Source organism: Microcoleus sp. MOSTC5 (assembly GCF_036701825.1).
Taxonomy (GTDB): Bacteria; Cyanobacteriota; Cyanobacteriia; order Cyanobacteriales; family Microcoleaceae; genus Microcoleus; species Microcoleus asticus.
In genome coordinates this window covers 62,808-80,442 of record NZ_JAUBRK010000037.1, presented here as the reverse complement: position 1 = coordinate 80,442, position 17,635 = coordinate 62,808, and the positions used below count along the sequence as shown (strand labels likewise).

Annotated in this window: 19 protein-coding genes and 1 pseudogene; 12 read left to right on the top strand and 8 right to left on the bottom strand. The window is 45.5% G+C overall.

All coding sequences use genetic code 11. The annotated features are described in order from the left end of the window. Window positions 1-185: 185 nt before the first annotated feature. A pseudogene (locus tag QUA54_RS20710) lies at window positions 186-485 on the bottom strand (helix-turn-helix domain-containing protein); the annotation flags it as partial. A 267-nt stretch (window positions 486-752) separates the two neighbouring features. Continuing rightward, window positions 753-938 (bottom strand): hypothetical protein, encoded by a 186-nt coding sequence (locus QUA54_RS20705; protein ID WP_333416101.1) that lies wholly within the window; start codon window positions 936-938, stop codon window positions 753-755. A gap of 265 nt (window positions 939-1,203) precedes the next feature. On the opposite strand from QUA54_RS20705, the gene QUA54_RS20700 reads away from it, so the two are divergent. Next, a complete protein-coding gene (locus QUA54_RS20700; protein ID WP_333416100.1) occupies window positions 1,204-1,413 on the top strand; it encodes a hypothetical protein in 210 nt (69 codons plus the stop codon). A 30-nt stretch (window positions 1,414-1,443) separates the two neighbouring features. Continuing rightward, window positions 1,444-1,713, top strand: coding sequence for a SpoIIE family protein phosphatase (locus QUA54_RS20695; protein WP_333416104.1), 270 nt, complete (start codon window positions 1,444-1,446; stop codon window positions 1,711-1,713). Between the two features lie 328 nt (window positions 1,714-2,041). On the opposite strand, the gene QUA54_RS20690 is transcribed toward QUA54_RS20695, so the two are convergent. Beyond that, a complete protein-coding gene (locus tag QUA54_RS20690) occupies window positions 2,042-3,670 on the bottom strand; it encodes a DUF3352 domain-containing protein (protein WP_333416099.1) in 1,629 nt (542 codons plus the stop codon). 148 nt (window positions 3,671-3,818) lie between these two features. Between QUA54_RS20690 and thyD the strand changes: the two genes are divergently transcribed. Both thyD and QUA54_RS20680 read left to right on the top strand, forming a co-directional pair. Beyond that, window positions 3,819-4,745, top strand: a complete 927-nt coding sequence (thyD, locus tag QUA54_RS20685; protein WP_333416098.1) for a thylakoid membrane protein ThyD — start codon at window positions 3,819-3,821, stop codon at window positions 4,743-4,745. Window positions 4,746-4,892: 147 nt separating this feature from the next. Continuing rightward, on the top strand, window positions 4,893-5,933 hold the full coding sequence (locus tag QUA54_RS20680) for a nucleotidyl transferase AbiEii/AbiGii toxin family protein (protein ID WP_333416097.1): 1,041 nt from the start codon (window positions 4,893-4,895) through the stop codon (window positions 5,931-5,933). Window positions 5,934-6,291: 358 nt separating this feature from the next. Here the strand turns inward: QUA54_RS20680 and QUA54_RS20675 are convergent, their stop codons facing one another. Beyond that, window positions 6,292-6,930: a PadR family transcriptional regulator gene (locus QUA54_RS20675; RefSeq protein WP_333416096.1), complete on the bottom strand. Its 639-nt coding sequence runs from the start codon at window positions 6,928-6,930 to the stop codon at window positions 6,292-6,294. 117 nt (window positions 6,931-7,047) lie between these two features. Then, a complete protein-coding gene (locus QUA54_RS20670; protein ID WP_333416095.1) occupies window positions 7,048-8,298 on the bottom strand; it encodes an MFS transporter in 1,251 nt (416 codons plus the stop codon). 314 nt (window positions 8,299-8,612) lie between these two features. Here QUA54_RS20670 and QUA54_RS20665 point away from each other — a divergent pair, with 314 nt between their 5' ends. Further along, window positions 8,613-9,296 (top strand): hypothetical protein, encoded by a 684-nt coding sequence (locus QUA54_RS20665; RefSeq protein ID WP_333416094.1) that lies wholly within the window; start codon window positions 8,613-8,615, stop codon window positions 9,294-9,296. A 442-nt stretch (window positions 9,297-9,738) separates the two neighbouring features. On the opposite strand, the gene QUA54_RS20660 is transcribed toward QUA54_RS20665, so the two are convergent. Continuing rightward, window positions 9,739-10,680: a glutathione S-transferase family protein gene (locus tag QUA54_RS20660; RefSeq protein ID WP_333416103.1), complete on the bottom strand. Its 942-nt coding sequence runs from the start codon at window positions 10,678-10,680 to the stop codon at window positions 9,739-9,741. Between the two features lie 234 nt (window positions 10,681-10,914). Between QUA54_RS20660 and QUA54_RS20655 the strand changes: the two genes are divergently transcribed. Further along, the gene (locus QUA54_RS20655) at window positions 10,915-11,139 is read left to right on the top strand and encodes an addiction module protein (protein ID WP_333416093.1); all 225 of its coding nucleotides are present in this window, start codon (window positions 10,915-10,917) and stop codon (window positions 11,137-11,139) included. Window positions 11,140-11,142: 3 nt separating this feature from the next. Continuing rightward, window positions 11,143-11,439, top strand: a complete 297-nt coding sequence (locus QUA54_RS20650) for a type II toxin-antitoxin system RelE/ParE family toxin (protein WP_333026531.1) — start codon at window positions 11,143-11,145, stop codon at window positions 11,437-11,439. Window positions 11,440-11,498: 59 nt separating this feature from the next. On the opposite strand, the gene QUA54_RS20645 is transcribed toward QUA54_RS20650, so the two are convergent. After that, window positions 11,499-12,401: a hypothetical protein gene (locus QUA54_RS20645; RefSeq protein WP_333416092.1), complete on the bottom strand. Its 903-nt coding sequence runs from the start codon at window positions 12,399-12,401 to the stop codon at window positions 11,499-11,501. Between the two features lie 336 nt (window positions 12,402-12,737). Here QUA54_RS20645 and QUA54_RS20640 point away from each other — a divergent pair, with 336 nt between their 5' ends. Together QUA54_RS20640 and QUA54_RS20635 are read left to right on the top strand one after the other, a co-directional pair. Next, window positions 12,738-13,673, top strand: coding sequence for a class I SAM-dependent methyltransferase (locus QUA54_RS20640; protein WP_333416091.1), 936 nt, complete (start codon window positions 12,738-12,740; stop codon window positions 13,671-13,673). 296 nt (window positions 13,674-13,969) lie between these two features. Continuing rightward, the gene (locus QUA54_RS20635) at window positions 13,970-14,293 is read left to right on the top strand and encodes a hypothetical protein (protein ID WP_333192262.1); all 324 of its coding nucleotides are present in this window, start codon (window positions 13,970-13,972) and stop codon (window positions 14,291-14,293) included. Between the two features lie 32 nt (window positions 14,294-14,325). Here the strand turns inward: QUA54_RS20635 and QUA54_RS20630 are convergent, their stop codons facing one another. Continuing rightward, a complete protein-coding gene (locus QUA54_RS20630; protein WP_333416090.1) occupies window positions 14,326-15,678 on the bottom strand; it encodes a cytochrome P450 in 1,353 nt (450 codons plus the stop codon). A gap of 176 nt (window positions 15,679-15,854) precedes the next feature. Between QUA54_RS20630 and QUA54_RS20625 the strand changes: the two genes are divergently transcribed. From QUA54_RS20625 to QUA54_RS20615, 3 genes are all read left to right on the top strand, one after another. Further along, window positions 15,855-16,757 carry an alpha/beta fold hydrolase gene (locus QUA54_RS20625; RefSeq protein ID WP_333416089.1) on the top strand — a complete coding sequence of 301 codons (903 nt, stop codon included), beginning with the start codon at window positions 15,855-15,857 and terminating at the stop codon, window positions 16,755-16,757. A 310-nt stretch (window positions 16,758-17,067) separates the two neighbouring features. Further along, complete coding sequence (locus QUA54_RS20620) at window positions 17,068-17,292, top strand: DUF433 domain-containing protein (RefSeq protein ID WP_333416088.1); 225 nt, start codon at window positions 17,068-17,070, stop codon at window positions 17,290-17,292. Beyond that, entirely contained in the window at window positions 17,276-17,602 is a 327-nt protein-coding gene (locus tag QUA54_RS20615) for a hypothetical protein (protein WP_333416087.1), read from the top strand. The genes QUA54_RS20620 and QUA54_RS20615 overlap by 17 nt, the downstream gene beginning before the upstream one ends. Window positions 17,603-17,635 lie beyond the last annotated feature (33 nt).

Genomic DNA, 17,635 nt, shown 5'->3' with positions numbered 1-17,635 from the left:
GGGCAGCGACCACTTCGTCTTCGACCATCGGTCGTTGGCTCTTCTTAGCATGGTCTCTATTAGTTTTTCGGGTTCGGTTCATGGGGACTCACCGGGGCTTTATAACTGATCCAGTAACAGTTTCACACGTTTGATCTTGTAGAGAAAGTCCTTCTTGACGAGCGAGCGCTCTTCTTAACTTGTGACCAATGGATAATTTCCGACTGTTCTTCTGGCTTAAGTTGTCCCTGCGAGCCTTGATGATTTAAGAGCAATCCTTCAATTCCATGCAACGCATAATTGATTTTCCACTTGCTAATAAATGGAGAGGATACTCCCAATATCTTTTGAATAGTTTCGCGGCAGATACCTTCAATTAGCATCCGGACGGCGAAGGCTCTTTTTAACTCTCTGGGGTCGGGATTACTGGCAATAAAATTTTCGAGTTCTAATAAGGCTTCAACTTCATCCTCTCCGAATTTTTCTGACGACTTATTTGGGGTCATTTCAACTGCTACTTAGATTCACATACCTCATTATACATGATTTATGATTTACAAACCATTTGCGATCGCTATATATTACACCAAATTTTTGTTCTAAATAAGTAACCAACTCATCTAAATTCCAATATTCTTTATTCTTTAGCCACTCTATTACTTCAGTATTTTGTCGAGCTGTTAAATACCCTTTTTACCCTTTATGTCCTAGTTTTATTCCTGCGAGACCTTTGATTTTAAATTGTTTTTTCCAATAACCAATAAAAAAATTACTTACACGCCATATTTTGCCGCTCTCATGGTAGATATTACCTGAGAGCGCCATCCTTCCTTACAGCTATTGCTCGTTTTAGTTCTCACAGCATCGATATCGCTTTTAATGAAAGATTGTAAAGAAGCTATTTCTTTGTCCATATCTTTTTGTGGAAGTTGTAAGTTATTCATTTTTTTTGTCATCATCTAGTATTGCATGTAATTGTACCGCAATCAGGATAATGATTTAGGATTGCTATAGCTGTCGATATACTTGGCTTTCCCTTCTTTACTCACCCTCTCCAAAGCTAGCTTATCTGATGATCTGCAAGCTGATTGAAATGCTTGGACAAAACATCGATTACTTCAAATCTAAACCTGCCGAACTTCCCAAAACTACCATCTTGTTAGACAACAAGTACCACCCTGAGAAACGCAACTCTTGCCTTGGAGGAGATTTATCCGCTCGATTATGGCTAAGATTCAATTTGAACTCTGGGCTAAGCCATCAAAAGTCGAAAAGCACGCTAAAGGGCAATCTGGGTTTGTGCCCTCAGCGGCTATATGGGGGAAGAGAACGTTCAAACGCTTGGGTGGAAAGATGCAAAAGCTGGCGTCAAAAACTTTGATCGCACACTCGCTCGTTCAAATGCCAAACTCAAGCTTTGCTTTATCAGACTGATGCTTAAAAGACTAGCCACCGCGTAAAAAGATCTCAAATGGGTTCTATACCGATGGCATTCCTAAAGCTAAAGATCTGGATAAAGTTATGTACAACGCACAAAGAATGTGTGAAGTGATTAGCCATAACTGGCACAAATCTGCTCAAGAGATCAAAGAGGCAGTAATTGCCGAGGTGCGGCGACATATCGGCAAGCAAAATGTCTTTGATGACATCACGCTGCTAGTGCTAAAGCGACAAGACAGTGTTGCCGAGAGCGTACAAGATCAACAAAAAGTGATTTCGCCAACAGTCTATTGAGTCCTTTTTATCAGTAGTCTCCAACCATTGCTCTGTCTGTTGAGAAATTTTAGGGTGGGATGGCGTGACCGATTTGGATTTCAAGTAAGAAACGATCGTTAAAATACGATCGCCATTAATGCCCAAAATTACCAGGATAAATTAAATCAAATAAGTCTTGACATCTCGGTGCGGGGTTGCGGTGTGGTTTCTGATTTTGTCGATCGCCAATTTCAAGAATATTGTAGCTAAATTCAAGAGAGGAAGATGAGGCGGTTTCATTCGGCTGTTGAAACCGCTTCTATACAATATCTCGTCCGCCTGCCCAAACTAATAGATTCTCAATTAGTTAATTAGATTTGAACGCAAAAAGCATCTCCAACTGCGCTGTTGAGGGTGCTGTCGAAGCTGTGGCTACGCTAACTCCTCGGAGAGAATTCAGCAATTCAGCGGCGGGCGGCGAAACTAAATTTGGCTGTACTGCGAGCAAATATTGGTTAGCCCAAGACATGGTTTTTTCCATATCTATATAAAAGTAACCTTGGTTGGCTTGCGGTAAAGAAGTGGCGATCGCCTGAAAACTCGGACTGCTGCTTAGCGGTTGCGGTGGCGTCGCAGTAATCACATCAACTAAAGGCCCGCCGAAAGCTACAAACACAGAATTTTCATTCAGCCAACCGTGTCCGAATAAAGTGCCTTGCTGGGGTATTTGCCACTCCGTAACTTCTTTGCCTTGAACTTGTCTGGGGGCGACACTGACTGTAGGATTGCTTTTGGCGATCGCATCGAGTTTTTTCAGAGTTGCTTCGGCGGCAGGGCGATCGCTGGTTTCAAAAATCATCGCCGCCCCCATCCCCAACTGAGACAAAATCCCTTGATTGGAACCGATCGCCCCGATCGCAAATTCCCCATTCATCCAACCAAAAACATCCCGATCCGCATCCAAATCCAACCGCTTAAAACTATCCCTCACCTGCTGAACTCCCCTGTCAACTTCCGGGCTATCTTTTGCCTCAGCGGTTGCTTGCGACCAAATTTTATCGATGCCTTTGCCACCAATTAAAGCAATAGTTTCATCCGGAAATCTTGGCAACAATTTCGATGCAAATTGTGGATTTTGCTGCACGAGTTTAGGGTCTAACTGAGCAATAGTTTTTACCCTCAATCCCTCACTATCCGCCCCAATTCCCGCAACCAAAGACTTGACTTGTTTGAACTGCGAAAACACTGTCCAAGGCAACTGGATATCTGCGGGCAAATTAGCTTTCAATTGCTCAATTGCCGCCGGATAGTCAGCAATATAAACAGTTGCGATCGGATTCTTGACACCAGCACTCTCTGCAAAAAACTTAGTTGTGCTCTGCTGGGTGGCGAGGGAGGGTTCTCCTTTAAAAGTATCGATCGCCAATTCCACAGGCTTTTTCAAAGGAGCCATCACTAATTGGTCGTTCAGCAAAGCCACACTGTAGCGCTTGCCAGTTGGCTCTGCAACCTCATAAATTTTAACTCCCTTATACTCGGTTTCTTGAGTAGTTGCACCGGGCTGAGATTTTAATTTATTCGCAAAATTCCAAGCGCTAATTTTATTTTTCACACTGACTATTACCAGCAGTTTTGGAGGCTCTGTATTCGCCGCAGCATCAGGGGGCAGCAAAGCGACCATCACTCCCCCCAGCCAAGGCTTTAAGTCCCTGTCAAAGTCGATTTGAGTACCTGCCAAGCTTTGTTCTTGAAAGGCCTTCAAACCCTGACCGACCAACTTTTGAGCCCCAGGGGTGCCAAATCGCTGCAACTTTGACAGCGCTTGGGGATTGGGGGAGATAAACGCGGCCATCATTGCTTCGTCGGGCACAACTTTGGCGCTGTCTTGAGGGTTGGATACTTGTTGGCCCAAACCCTGGAAGTAAAAGTAGACCCCAGCGCTACCTGCTGCGGCGATGGAGGCAGCAATTAGAAGCTTTGATTTTTTTGCAGGCATGGTTTGTGTTCCTCGTGTCCCATATCAGTTTAATCAAAATACAGAAAGCTTGTGGGGAGGCGATCGAGGCTGCTCTTTATTTTTGTATAATTCAAAACAAGTTTGGACGATCGTCTAAACTACTGTTGATGTGCATTGCGGGTAAAAAATGAAAGTAGCGATCGCGGGAGCAACGGGATTTGTAGGTAGCCGACTGGTGGAAAAGCTGCAAGCTGCGGGACATCAAGTGGTGGTTTTGAGCAGGGATGCGGCGAAGGCTGGGCGAGTTTTTCCGGCTTCAGCTTATCCGAATTTGCAAGTTGTCGCCTACACTCCTGCCGAGTCTGGTGATTGGCAAAAGTCGATCGCGGGCTGCGACGCTGTTGTCAATTTAGCTGGGGTTCCGATTGCGGAGGAAAGGTGGACGGAGGCGCGCCAGCAAGCAATTCTGGACAGTCGCAAACTGACGACGGCAAAATTGGTCGAGGCGATCGTCAATGCTAATCCTAAACCATCTGTGTTGGTTAGCGCATCGGCGATCGGCTATTACGGAACCAGCGAAACCGCTGAGTTTGACGAAACTAGCCCTGCGGGAAACGATTTTTTAGCAGCAGTTTGCAAAGACTGGGAAGCAGCCGCCCAACCTGCAAAAAATGCGGGAACGCGGCTAGCAATTTTGCGGTTGGGGATAGTTTTGGGAATGGGAGGCGCGCTAGCAAAAATGCTGCCAGCTTTTAAACTATTTGCAGGCGGGCCGCTGGGTACTGGGAAACAGTGGTTTTCCTGGGTTCATCGTGAGGATGTGGTTGATTTAATTCTGTATGCTTTGCAAAATTCGCAAGTTCAAGGCGTTTTGAATGCGACAGCACCGAATCCGGTGCGGATGAATGAATTGTGTCAAACTTTAGGGGAAGTTTTAAAGCGACCTTCTTGGTTGCCGGTGCCAAGTTTTGCTTTAGAATTGCTGTTGGGAGACGGGGCAAAAGTTGTTTTGGAAGGGCAGAAAGTGTTGCCTAAACAAACTTTAGCTAGCGGTTTTCAATATCAATATCCGACGCTGAAATTAGCACTGGAAGAGATTTTATCTGGAAGTTAGGAACCTACGGAATAGAAGCCGCCGAATAGCATTCGGGGATAAACAAACAAAGTCCGAGCTGAGAGGGAATAAAACAAAATTCCTCGTTGCCAGGCTCTGCCTGGTAACGCAGATCCAGAGGCTCTGTCTCGCTTTTGCTGAAAGCAGATGAACAATCAAGAAATAGCAACCGCATTTAAAGTTCCTGCCCAACTTCCATTTCTTCAAGCTATCTGCTGGCAAATTGCTGATGTCAAAAAATTGACTCTCAAGGAAATGCTATCCCGCTACGAATCTGGCTGGAATTATTGGGGAGTATTGGGAAAACCTAGCTATGAGGAACTGGCTTTTATTCAACAAATCAGCCAATACTATCACTCTTGGTTGGTAGCACAACATGGAAGTATTTGTCAACCCAAAAATCCAGAAAATTGGGTAAGTTCTCAAGCAATGTTTAAACGCGAAATTCATCAAAAGATATTAACTGTACTCAGCCACTTGAAGGTCGAATTTCTACAGGAATGTCGGGCTTATTTTGGCGGCGGAACTCTGGTAAGTATGGAACACGGAGAATATCGGTTGAGCCAGGATATTGACTTTATGTGTCCGATGGATGATGGCTACCATCTCCTGCGCCGAAAAGTTGCTGAAGGGGGCTATGATGCGATTTTTGCTAGTCGCGATTCCCTTGGGGATAGCTTCGCTTCACGCATTGTTCTCCCGAACGATATTCAAGGCAACCAGTATGGGATAAGATTTCCAGTTATTGTGGGCGGCACTACGATTAAATTTGAGATGGTTTGTGAAGGGCGAATTGAGTTTGGCGAACCCAATTATCCAAATTGGTCGCCTGTTCCTTGCTTGAATCAAATTGATAGTATAGCAGAAAAGTTGTTGGCAAATGCCGATCGACAGTTGAGCGATCGGGTAAATTCTAGAGATTTAATCGACTTGGCTATGCAAAGGTTAGCGACTCCGATTCCCCAAGAGGCGATCTACAAAGCTGAAGCAGCTTATCAAGTTATGGAACCGCTCGATCGAGCGATTCAGTATTTCCAATATCGTCCCGATTATCGGGAAAAATGCTATGATGTTTTGAGTATTGCACAGCCAAATAAAGTTATTGACGGTATCGATTTACTAGCTCAGGATTTAGGTCGGGAAATAACAGTCAGGACATTTAGCGAGACGATAAATAACGTTGATTAATAAGTGGTCAGTTTCCCGGCGAAACTGACCAGATATTACCCACAGTCAGGACACGGCAGTGCCGTTTCCCTACAATTAATCGGCGGGCGATGGTTACATTTATGATGGAGTGTTCATGATTATTCTGGGGTAGGGAACGGCATTGCCGTGTCCGACCTTGCCGTGTTGTCGATGGTTATATCCGATCGCACTCACAGAGCAATTTCATCATCGAATCCGGTTGATTTTACCAGTTATATCAATTCCGCGCTTCATCGTCTTGGTAGAATCGAGAAGGGCAGTGAAGAGTCAACCATCATTCTGTTTTTCGACTGACAGTCAACAGTTATTCCGGTGCAACCGCCGGAATTGATATCACTTATTTCTCAGCAAGAATCCCGTAAATTTCCCGTTTAACTTGTTCTAAAAGCTCGCGCACCCGATTGATTCGCTCAACATTGCCACTGCGAGCAACTTGCATCACAGCAGCAGCTAATTCTGTTGTCACATTCCGCAACTCAATAAACTCTTGGGGCTTACCCATCATTACGGTTTTGAAGGCATCCCAAGGAGAGCCTGAAGTTTGCTGTTGGGCACGCTCAGCCAAGAGTTGTCTGCCCTCATCAGTAATCGTGTAAATCTTCTTACCGCCTTCCTGTGTGCTGCTGAGATAACCACCGTCCTCCAGCATCTGGAGTGTTGGATATACTGAGCCGGGACTGAGGCGACGGAAACCGCTATTGTGGGTTTCCATTTTTTTGATCAAGTCGTAACCATGAGCAGGGTGTTCGGATAACAATTCCAGCAGGATGAACTTGATGTCACCCCGACGAGTCCGGTGTTCGTCTCCCCACCCGCGACCAAATACTTCATCGCCAAAGTGCTTGCCGTGATGTCCGCGATGAGGCGTGCCACGATCCTTGCCATGCTCGAACCAATGACTGATAAACGATAGATCCTCTTCACTGACTCCTGCCGATACAAGCGCCGGAAAGTGGAAACGAAAGCGTCTAAACATATGTGAATCCTAAATCAACTTTCTCTAATATACGATATATCGCGATATATCGGTATCATGCTAAATTAAGATTTGTAAAGATATGCTGTGCTTCTGTTTTAATGTGATCCCCCTGCACTAGATGGCACCGCTACGAGTCAGGCGACGGATTTGGGCCTTAAATACGGCAAATCCGATCGCGGCGATCGCTAAAAACCCTCCGACGATCGCATAGACTGCACCCAAGCCTACTGCCTTTGTCAACGGCCCAGTCACGATCGGAGATAAAAATTGTCCCAGAAACATCGCCGTAGACAAACCTCCCAGCGCACGTCCCCTCACCGCTTCCGGCACAGCGGCACTCAGCCAAACCGTCATGTTAGGGATCAAAATTCCCAGTCCCATCCCGGAAATAGCCAACCCAGTCAATACCTGCGCCCAGTTGGCGGATTGACCGATTAACATATAGCCGATGCCCATCAACCCAAAAATTAAGGGCAGAAACGTGACAAACTCCATGCGCTGTTTGAATTTGGCATAGGTGAGGGATGCGATCGCACTGAATAGCGTACAAATTGCGATCGCCATCCCACTTTGTGAGGGGGCAGCCTGCACCAAAGTTTCTAAGAAAAAGGGCAATTGAACGGGAATCAAATAAAAGGCAACTTGACTCAGCGTTGTCAACCCGTAAACAATCCCCAGAACCCCTACAGGCATGGACTTCGGCGGTGCCTCTGCGGTAGGCGCTTCTACTCCTGGGATACTAGCATCAGTCCGATTTGGTTCTAAAATAAACACCAGGATAAGCGGTACAATCAACCAGGCAAATAGGTAAATCACAAAAGGATAGCGCCAGTTTTGCTGTGCAAGTATTCCCCCCAATGTCAGAAACAGCACGCCGCCCAAACCCATAAATCCCGCTTGCAATCCCATAAATGCCGCACGGGCGGGGCCCCTATAGTAGTCGGCAATTAAGGTGGTGGCTGTCACCATCACGCCTGCTACTGCGAAACCCAGAACCGCACGGCCCGCCAGAATTGCCGTCAAGCTATCTAAAAAGAGTCCCGAACTGCCTGCTAACCCGTATAACAGGGTGGCGATCAGTAACAAGGGTTTGCGGCCAAAGCGATCGACAATTAACCCCGCAATGGGCGAACCAATCACAATAAATAGGGCGGGCAGGGTGATGATTAGTTTAACTAAAGTGGTGCGAGTATCGACATCGGCGATCGCGCTTTCAAAATATTGTTTCATAGCGGGCAGTGCGGGAGAAACCGTCGCACCTGCCATCACAGTGAGACTGCTGGCCAACAACAGCGTCATTTTGGTTGCCCAAGATTGTGGATTTTGCTGTGGATGCGATCGGGGATTGGGCTGTGAATGTGACATCAGCTTTACTCGCTATTTCTGATCTCAATCAATCTATCTCAAAATCTCAGCGATCGGAGTTAAATTCATCCCCCATCTGTAGTGTCCCGCCGAATTTTGCCTAAATTCCCCCCTAAAAATCAAATTTGCCCGGATCGTTGTATTAATACTTGTAAACGTCACTATCAATAGACTTCTCTATAAATAGGTTTTGGCTAATTTCAACTATTAGCTCAAAACTTAATTTATGAGCTTAGTTTATGCCTATATATACTTTTTAAACCAGGTTGATGCAACTACAGCAATCAGGAAAATTATAATTTTGGAGACAGTACATGACAGGAACGCCGACACCAACGCCCACACCAACACCGACACCAACACCGACACCAACACCGACACCAACACAAAACAACCCAAATCAGGCTACAAACAATCAATGGTTAACAAGACTTGAAAAAATTAAAAACCTCAAAACTGTGGTAGTAATTTGGGTTTTACTGGGAGCTGGGTATAATATATTGCAAGCTGTCAACAATATAACTCAGTTCACTGAATCTTTCTGTCGTGCAAATCCTTCTTCGCGTTGGTGTCCGTCCGAGACAATAGAGCCGGAATGGATAGGAACAAAAATGGAGGATGTGTACATAAAAAAATTGCAGAATTATGAACCTGAAACAACTTTAGTTGTGACCGATAAATCTCCAGATCCAATAGAGGGAAAAGATATTTCTATCCTTAGAAATGTCGATCAGGATCTATCAAAAATCAATCTGGGTGAAAAAAGAAACTCTGGGCAATATGAAGCTCTTCTCAGGACAGCAAAGAAAAATGGGAAACCTCTTTGTCTAATAATTTATGGCAAGCGGAAGTTTGCAACAAGTGAGTTCAAAAATATCATTTCTATAGAGGATTTCCCGGACAGTAAAACTTACGATAGCCTGACATCAGAAGAACGCGATCAACGATGTAAACAGCGACCCACACCAATTCCTCCAAGGAGCGGAAATTCAAAGTGAATCACAAAGCTAGTCTGTAAGGGACGATCTAAAAAACCCGGTTTTTTGAAAAAGCCGGGTTTTTAATTAAGTCAAAAATTAAGCTACATCTAAAAATCTTCGCCCTCATTTCCTAACATTGCCAATTCCTTGTTTTGATTTTTGTATATAAATACGATCGCCTTTTGAGATGACTCGGGCGATCGCCAGACATGATTTGATTTTGAATATTGCTTAATCTCACTTCAAAATAACATCAATATTTTGTCGATCGTGAGGTTTGAGTAAAGGAGAGAATGGAGGGTTTGTTAGAAGGTTAAGGTGAGGTCCAGCCTCTGGGAATGCGTTACCAGGCAGAGGCTGGGAACGAGCTAAACCAGGTTTCTGAGTCCCTGCGCGATCGCCCAACCATCCTAGAAACCGGGTTTATGCGATTATTCTGGCATCTTCACGCCCGATTTTGTTAAGAAACCCGGTTTCTGAGCCCGGCGCGATCGTGAGCTTTGAGCAAACTCGCCGGATCGGGCCCAGCGGGGATAATGCAGCCGGGATTCAGCGGGAACAAATTGCCGTAATAATCGCGCTTCACAGCCTCCAAATCGCAAGTGCCCGCAACTCCCGGTAACTGGTACAAATCGCGCAGATAAGCTCCCAAATGCTCGTAATCTTGAATGCGGCGCAGATTGCATTTGAACAAGCTGTAGTAAACGGCATCAAAACGGAATAGAGTAGTAAAAAGCCGCACGTCTGCTAAAGTCACCCGATCGCCACAAAGATAACGACTCCTCAAGAGCGATCGATCGATCTCGTCTAAAACAGCAAACAATTCACTGCAAGCCGAGTCATAAGCAGCTTGAGATTGCGCGAAACCGCAGCGATAAACGCCGTTATTCACCGATTGGTAAATCTTCTCATTCCACTCGTCTATTTGCGATCGCAAATCCAGAGGATAAAGATCCATTTGAGGATTGCTAGCAAACTCGTTAAACTCCGAGTTTAGCATCACAATAATTTCCGAACTCTCGTTATTGACGATCGTCTTTTTCGAGTCATCCCACAGCACCGGCACCGTACACCGCCCCTGATAGCCCGGTAAAGCCAACTGGTAAATTTCCGGCATCGTGTTGCAGCCAAAAGTCTCCGACTCCAGCACCCACATTCCCCCTTCAGAGGGATAGACAACAGACACGGATATCGCATCTTCAAGCCCTTTGAGCGCCCTCGTCACCAGAGTGCGGTGCGCCCAAGGGCATCCCGTACCCACGAAGAGGCGATACCGTCCCGCAGCGGGCTGGTGAGGGTTGTCTGGTGCTGTGCTGACAAAGTTGCGAAAACTGCTGCTGGGGCGAATGTATGCTCCCGTGCGATCGGGCGGCGCTAGTTTTGACATCATTAATTGCCACATTGATGTCCAGACAAATTTGCCGAGCTTGACTGTTACTGATGAAGGGAGCGATTTGTTTTTCACAATGCGATTAAAAGAGGTTTGCTAAACATAATCTGCTTATTTTAACTCACATTGCGAGGTTTATTCCCTCGTTCCCTGGAAGAGCCTGGGAACGCAGATCCAGAGGCTCTGCCTCGATGTTGGTTTTGAGTTATAATAATCTACTAAGTCCTTGGCGCTTAACTTAAATTTATGGATTTCACAGGCACTTTAAATCAGATCGTCGCCCTCAGCGTTCAAGATCGGATTCGTCTTGTACAAGCAATCTTAGACAGTATAGCGGCAGAACAGGTTCACCCAGACCTGACAGACTTTCAAAAGCAGGAACTCGATCGCCGAATTGATGATTCTGAAGCAAATCCTGATAATGTGCTGACTTGGGAAGAAGTTAAAGCTTCAGTCAAAGCACAAAAATAAACTATGAATTATGCGTTAGTATTCCGTCCAGAAGTTCGTGAAGAAGTTGATGAAGCATACACTTGGTATGAAAGTCAGGAACTAGGACTTGGTGACGAGTTTTTAGACTGTATTGACGAAATGCTCGATCGAATTTGCCAGATGCCGGAGTCCTATCCAGTTGTCTATCGCGATGTTCGGCGATCGGTGGTGCGTCGCTTTCCCTATGCTGTGTATTATCGCATTGTATCAAGCCGAGTGATAGTGACCGCCATTTTTCACGGTCGCAGAGACTCAACAGCATGGCAAACGCGAACCTAACAAGTTCCCTCGTTACCATGCTCTACCTCGCTCTGTTCCCTCACCTGGGAACGACTTTTCTAGTATCTGCCAGAGGCTATTTCAGCATAAGCTCGATCGATCAATTGGCGAGCAACCGTCTGAATTCCGGTATGTTCGTAATAATTGGTAGTCATGTCTAAAAACGCGGCGACATAATCCAATCTGTCATCGGTAACATCAACGTATTGCTTGAGATGGCCTAAAACTATGGCGGGAGTTAAGCCGCGAGACTGTACTAAATTGTTCATCCAACCTTGCGCTGAAGCGAAAGTAGTTGTCACAAATCCGAACTTTTGTGAATTATTTGCGCCGGGAATTAGGTTGCTGATATTTTGGAATGTTGAGTTTTGCTGCAAGGTTGAAGGATTCAATCCGCCTATGGTATTTTGTGCTACTCGAAGGAAGTCCGGGCCAAGGGGAATTAAACCGTCAGCACACACTAAAGCAGCCATCCGCATCAGAGATTCGCCTTTGTAATTTGATAAATAATTACCAAAGCTTCCCACATTGTCAAGGGAAATATTGTTAAGTTTGCAGAAGGCAATTAGCTCGATCGCCACTTTGACGCACAAGTCGATCGTTTGAGTTGTGTCAGCTTTGGGAGTGAGGCGGCTCATGAAGGAGAGAAAGCCGATTTTTTCGCCGATTTTATTCGCCATAGCCGTTGCACCTAACGCACTGTCGGCGCTGTCTGCTAACTGGTAAAGCCTGACGACGCCTTGATATGGCTCGTTGGGGTTGGCGTAAAGCTCGATCGCGCGATCGCGAATTTTCTCAACTAATTTGCGCTTTGTTTCCCCTGTCACCGCTTGAATAGTATTATCAAAACCAGTTTGATTATTCCACTCCCCCGGAACCACAAAATCGAGGGATTTGAGCATCATCACAGTAATCCCAGAAGGCGGCAAATTGTCAACAAATTCAACAATTGATTTGCTCACGACAAACTCCTAAATAGCCATACTTGATAGTGTTCTTCCAAATACTCCATCTTCGGCAAATCCGATTCCAGATTCTGCGTAAATTCCCCAGAACGAAGTAGGTAGGCGCAAATAAATATTATTACACGACGAGAGCCAGTTTAGCCCTACTCTTGTCTTTTCCCTCTTCTCGCTCTTCTGCGTTCTCTGGCGCTGGAGCGGTTCATAAAAAAAAGTCTTTTTCACAAAACATTTGCATTTCACTCGGCATCACAAAGTTAAGTTTCATTATATAGACCAACTCAAAAGCGCCGCAACGTGGTAAAATAAATGGCGCAAAATAGAAAAAACTAAAATATGACTGTTGCAGTTAACAAAACTCCAGGATTAGCCTCGCACTTAGTAAATGGCGTACTCTCCATCAAACCTTTGGCTAATCTAGCCAAGCACCAAGCGCGGGAAATGATGATAAAAAGAGCCGAAAAAATCGGAGTGCATTGGCGACAAGAATCCCAAGCACTTTTAGCTCGAAATTGGGATGCAGAATTGCTCAGCGTCCAAAATCCCGATCTTGTTTACCCAAAATATTATCTAACTTCATTCCACGCTTATGAAAAAGGTAATATGAGTTGGGAATCTGCTACAGAAGTTGAAGTTGCCGCCCGTACCGTTCACGCGGGAATTTGGCCGGAAGCGGGTGCAGAAGGGGATGCTAAACTCCGCGCCAGCTATCACGAAGTCATCAAATCTCAGATTGCTTCTTCACCGCAGGATATTGTTGATCTGGGATGCAGTGTGGGAATGAGTACGTTTGCTCTTGGGGATGTTTACCCGGAAGCGAAGATGACTGGGGTGGAGTTGTCGCCTTATTTTTTAGCAGTTGCTAAATACCGTTCTCAACAGCGAGAATCTGAATCTTTAAATCAAAAATCTCCGACTTGGGTGCACGCTGCTGCTGAATCTACTGGTTTGCCGGCGGCTGCTTTTGATTTAGTTTCTATTTGTTTAGTTTGTCACGAGTTGCCGCAGAAAGCTACTAGAGAAATATTTCGGGAAGCGAGGCGTTTGCTGCGTGTTGGCGGACATTTGACAATTATGGATATGAATCCTCAGTCGGAAGTTTATGCCAAAATGCCTCCTTATATTTTGACTTTGCTCAAGAGTACGGAGCCTTATTTGGATCAGTATTTTGCGTTGGATATCGAGCAAGCTTTAGTTGATTCTGGTTTTGCCCAGCCGACAATCACTTGCAATACAGTCCGACACCGGACTATTGTTGCTGAGGCAATATAGCGCTTTTCAGTATAGTGAACTACAGATGGATAGGACACGGCAGTGCCGTGTCTAAAGCTGTATTTAATTCGATTAAAACTGCTATAAATGGTAAAGTTGCATAGATATTATTCAATCCTTGGGACGGTGCGTGAGTGTAAATAGTCTAATCTGTGGATTAAAAGATTTCTGCAACCGCGTACCCTACCGATATAATAATTCCCATGCTACCGGATTTGATATTAGACAGCCGTAGGAGCTATTTACAGCCCCATTTGTTACACATTGTGATAAAACCCTAAAAGAAGGACATCTTCATGAACCCGACAGCCCCCTCTCAAAACATCCTCGATTGTTTGCAGGTTATCTTGGATGCCACCGCATCGAAAAACTACGAGCTTTTTACCACAGTGGGCGATGCAGGCTACAAAACGAGCATTACACAAAAAATGTTTGACGATGTTAGCGAGCAGCTCGCTTCACGCCTGCAAAAGGGATATTCAATTACTTATTTTGGTGAGCTAAAACAAGGTAATTGTCAGGTTTATTTGTGGAAGCTGAGTTTTGAAGATGATGGAGATGAATTTGTGGTACACATGACGATGAATGGAGACAAAGTGGCTGGGATTTTTATCGAATAACATATCTTGCTTGACACGGCGTTTCACTGAATCTAACGCCGATCGCCCACAACCGTTAATCGGAATCGATCGGGCGGCACAAAGGTGATTCCCCGGCGCGCCGGACGAATTGGCCGATCGAGATTCGATACAAACTCGCGGGAAGACAGCACCGTTGCTAACACCAACTTCATTTCAAACATCGATAACGCCATCCCGATGCAGCTTCGACTCCCGCCTCCAAACGGTAAAAATTCAGAGGCGGAAAACTTGCGATCTAAAAAGCGATCGGGATTGAATTGAGCGGGATTTTCGTAGGTTTCAGGGCGACGGTGCGCCAAATAGACACAGGGGATTAAAATCGTTCCCGGTTGATATGTATAGCCTTCGAGTTCGATCGTCCGTTTCACCTTGCGCGGCTGCGAAATTAAGGCAATTGGATAAACCCGCAGCGCTTCCTTGCAGACTGCTGTTAAGTAGGGCGACTGCGAAAGCGCGATCGGATCGGGATTCTCGCCCAATTCATCCAATTCCTTCCGCAACCGACTAAGACATTCGGGAAACTGATGCAGCCAGTAAAACGCCCAAGTCAACGCCGATCCAGTGGTTTCATGTCCCAACAACAACAGCGTCATCAACTGATCGCGCAATTCTCGATCGCCGATGGATTCGCCGGTGTCGTCGCGGGCCATCATCAACACCGACAGAATATCCGTGCGTGACGAATCGAGAGAATGCGATCGCCTCTCGGCAATTTCCGCATAAATCAGCGAGTCAATCTCCGTCATCTGCTGCAAAAACTGACCCCACGGACTCCAAGAGCCCAAATTTTGCTGCAACGGTTCAAAGAAAAATTGTATCGAGTACAGTTCAGAGGTAATCGCCTCTAAAAGCTTGCTGAGCAAGTGTTTCAGGCGTTCGTAGCGCTCTCCCGGCACTAATCCAAACACGACTTGCAAGATTACTTGCAGCGAAATTTCTGACATTTCTTCGCGGACTGCGATCGCATCTGGGGCTTTCCAGTCGATCGTCTGCTTTTTCGTCAAATCAACAATCAAATGCCCTTGACTGTGCAACTGTTCGCGATGCAGCGCGGGCATTAATAGCTGTCGCTGTCGCAGATGTCGCGGCCCTTCATTCATAATTAGGGATTCATTTCCCACCAGGGGGCGAAATACGTTGGTCACTTTGCCAAACTCAAAGGCATCGGCTAACGTCGTAAACACCGCCTGAATCGCTTCTGGACTGCCCAGAAACACCACGGGGGGCGAAGCGGGCCCCAACACGCGGGCGGTAAATGTATCGCCGTATTTGGCAGAGTAGCGATCGAAAAATGCGATCGGGTCAGCTACCAGCGAAAGCGTTTGGAACAGAGCAGGAGAACGAGATCCGGTAGGCAGCGTCATTGCAAAACTGGCGATACACAATATTTCTAGTGTATATCGATCGACCTTGCACCCTGAAATTTATCTGCGATCGATCGACTGGAGGCGAGATCCCAGGTTTCTGAGCATAAGTTACACCAGAACTATGAATAGAGCATTCGCTTAAAATAATCTTCAAGAACTAGGTAACAAAATAGATGAAAGCCCAAAAGCATCTTTTTATCAAGTTAGCTTCAGGTATCTCAGCATTTCTAGTGGTTGGCTATTTCGGCATCTCAGCTTATGCAGGACATACTCTTTCAAAGCCAAACAGATGCTTTGACCCTCTTAAAGCATCTGTTTTTGCTGTTCCTCCTGAAAATGTAAAATTTCGTACACCTGATGGCGTGGAGATTGCTGGTTGGTTTATTCCAGAAAAAGCAACAGATAAGGTATTAATTTTGGTGCATGGATTGAATTCCAGTCGGACTTGTGAGCTTGCTGGAAAGTTTGCCGAGTTTGGTTCAGCTATGAATCAAAAAGGCTTTTCGATACTTATGATCGATCTGCGAGGACATGGGCAAAGTGCTGATTCTCGCTTCACCTTTGGAATTACAGAAAGGCGAGATGTTATTGCAGCAGTGGATTGGCTTAAAATTAGGGGCTTTAAGCCAAAAAAGATTGGGGTTTTAGGTTTTTCAATGGGTTCTGCTGCAGTAATTGGAGCAGCAGCAGATGACTCTGACATCGGAGCAGTGGTCACGGACAGTAGTTACGCAGAGGTTTATCCAATTATTCAGAAGCATTGGCAGTCAGCTTCAGGATTACCTGGGATATTTCTTCTTTCTACCATGATGTTTGGACATTTGTTGACTGGATACGATCTAACTTCTTCTAAGCCAGTGCAGGAAATAGGTCGTATTTCCCATAGACCAGTTTTGATCATTCACAGTGCGATCGATCCTTATACGCCTATACAAAACGCTCGCCAACTCAGAGAAGCATATCCTGCGGCAGAATATTGGGAAACCAATGCGAAGAAACATCCAGAAAGCTACAATACTAACCCAAAGATGTACGTTGACAAAGTTGCTGATTTCTACAATCGGAGTCTCAAGTAGGGGTGTTCCTAGAGCAAGCAGATATCGAGACGCAGCTTAACTTTCCGTTAAAATAATTTAATTCTCGATCGCCCGCTCTCCGCCTGAAATTTATTTGTGGCAGATTGCTTCGGCAAGTAGCAAAAATAGTAATGCTACCCCGATTGATCGCAGATTGTATGGCTAGCTTCCCAGCCTAAACTGCTAAAAGTTGTAGTTTTAGATGAAATGGATGTTAGCGATCGTTGGGTTTGGCATTCTGCTCAGGAAAATCAAATGACTTTGGGATACAATTGTTGTAAAAGCTGGTAGTCAGTTGGCTAAATTTGTTATGACATTAACATCCCGTGTTGTTCATAGCGACCCCGAAATTCTGGGGGGAACCCCTGTTTTTGTTGGGACTCGTGTACCAATGAGAACCCTACTTGATTATCTTGAGGCTGGTGATTCATTAGACGTATTTCTAGACCATTTCCCTAGTGTCAGTCGGGAACAGACAATTGCAGCTCTTGAATTAGCAAAGGAAATGCTGACAGCCTATGCGAATCCTGCTTGATGAATGTGCCCCACGACCTTTAAAGCGTGAACTTGCTGATTACGAGATACGCACAGTTGTTGAGATGGGATGGTCAGGAAAGAAGAACGGTGAATTGCTGCTGCTTATGAGTCAAGAGGGCTTCACGATTCTGCTCACCACAGATCAAAATTTACGCTATCAGCAAAACTTGCAACAAGCTGGAGTTGCAGTCGTTGTTCTTGTAGCATCGAGCAACAGGCTTTCTGATTTACTTCCTCTGGTACCAGATGCTCGTAACGTGTTGAATACCATTACTCCGGGGGAAGTGATTGAAGTCGGAGGTTCTTAAAAGTTCTCTAGGCGACGCAGCAAAACAACGCCC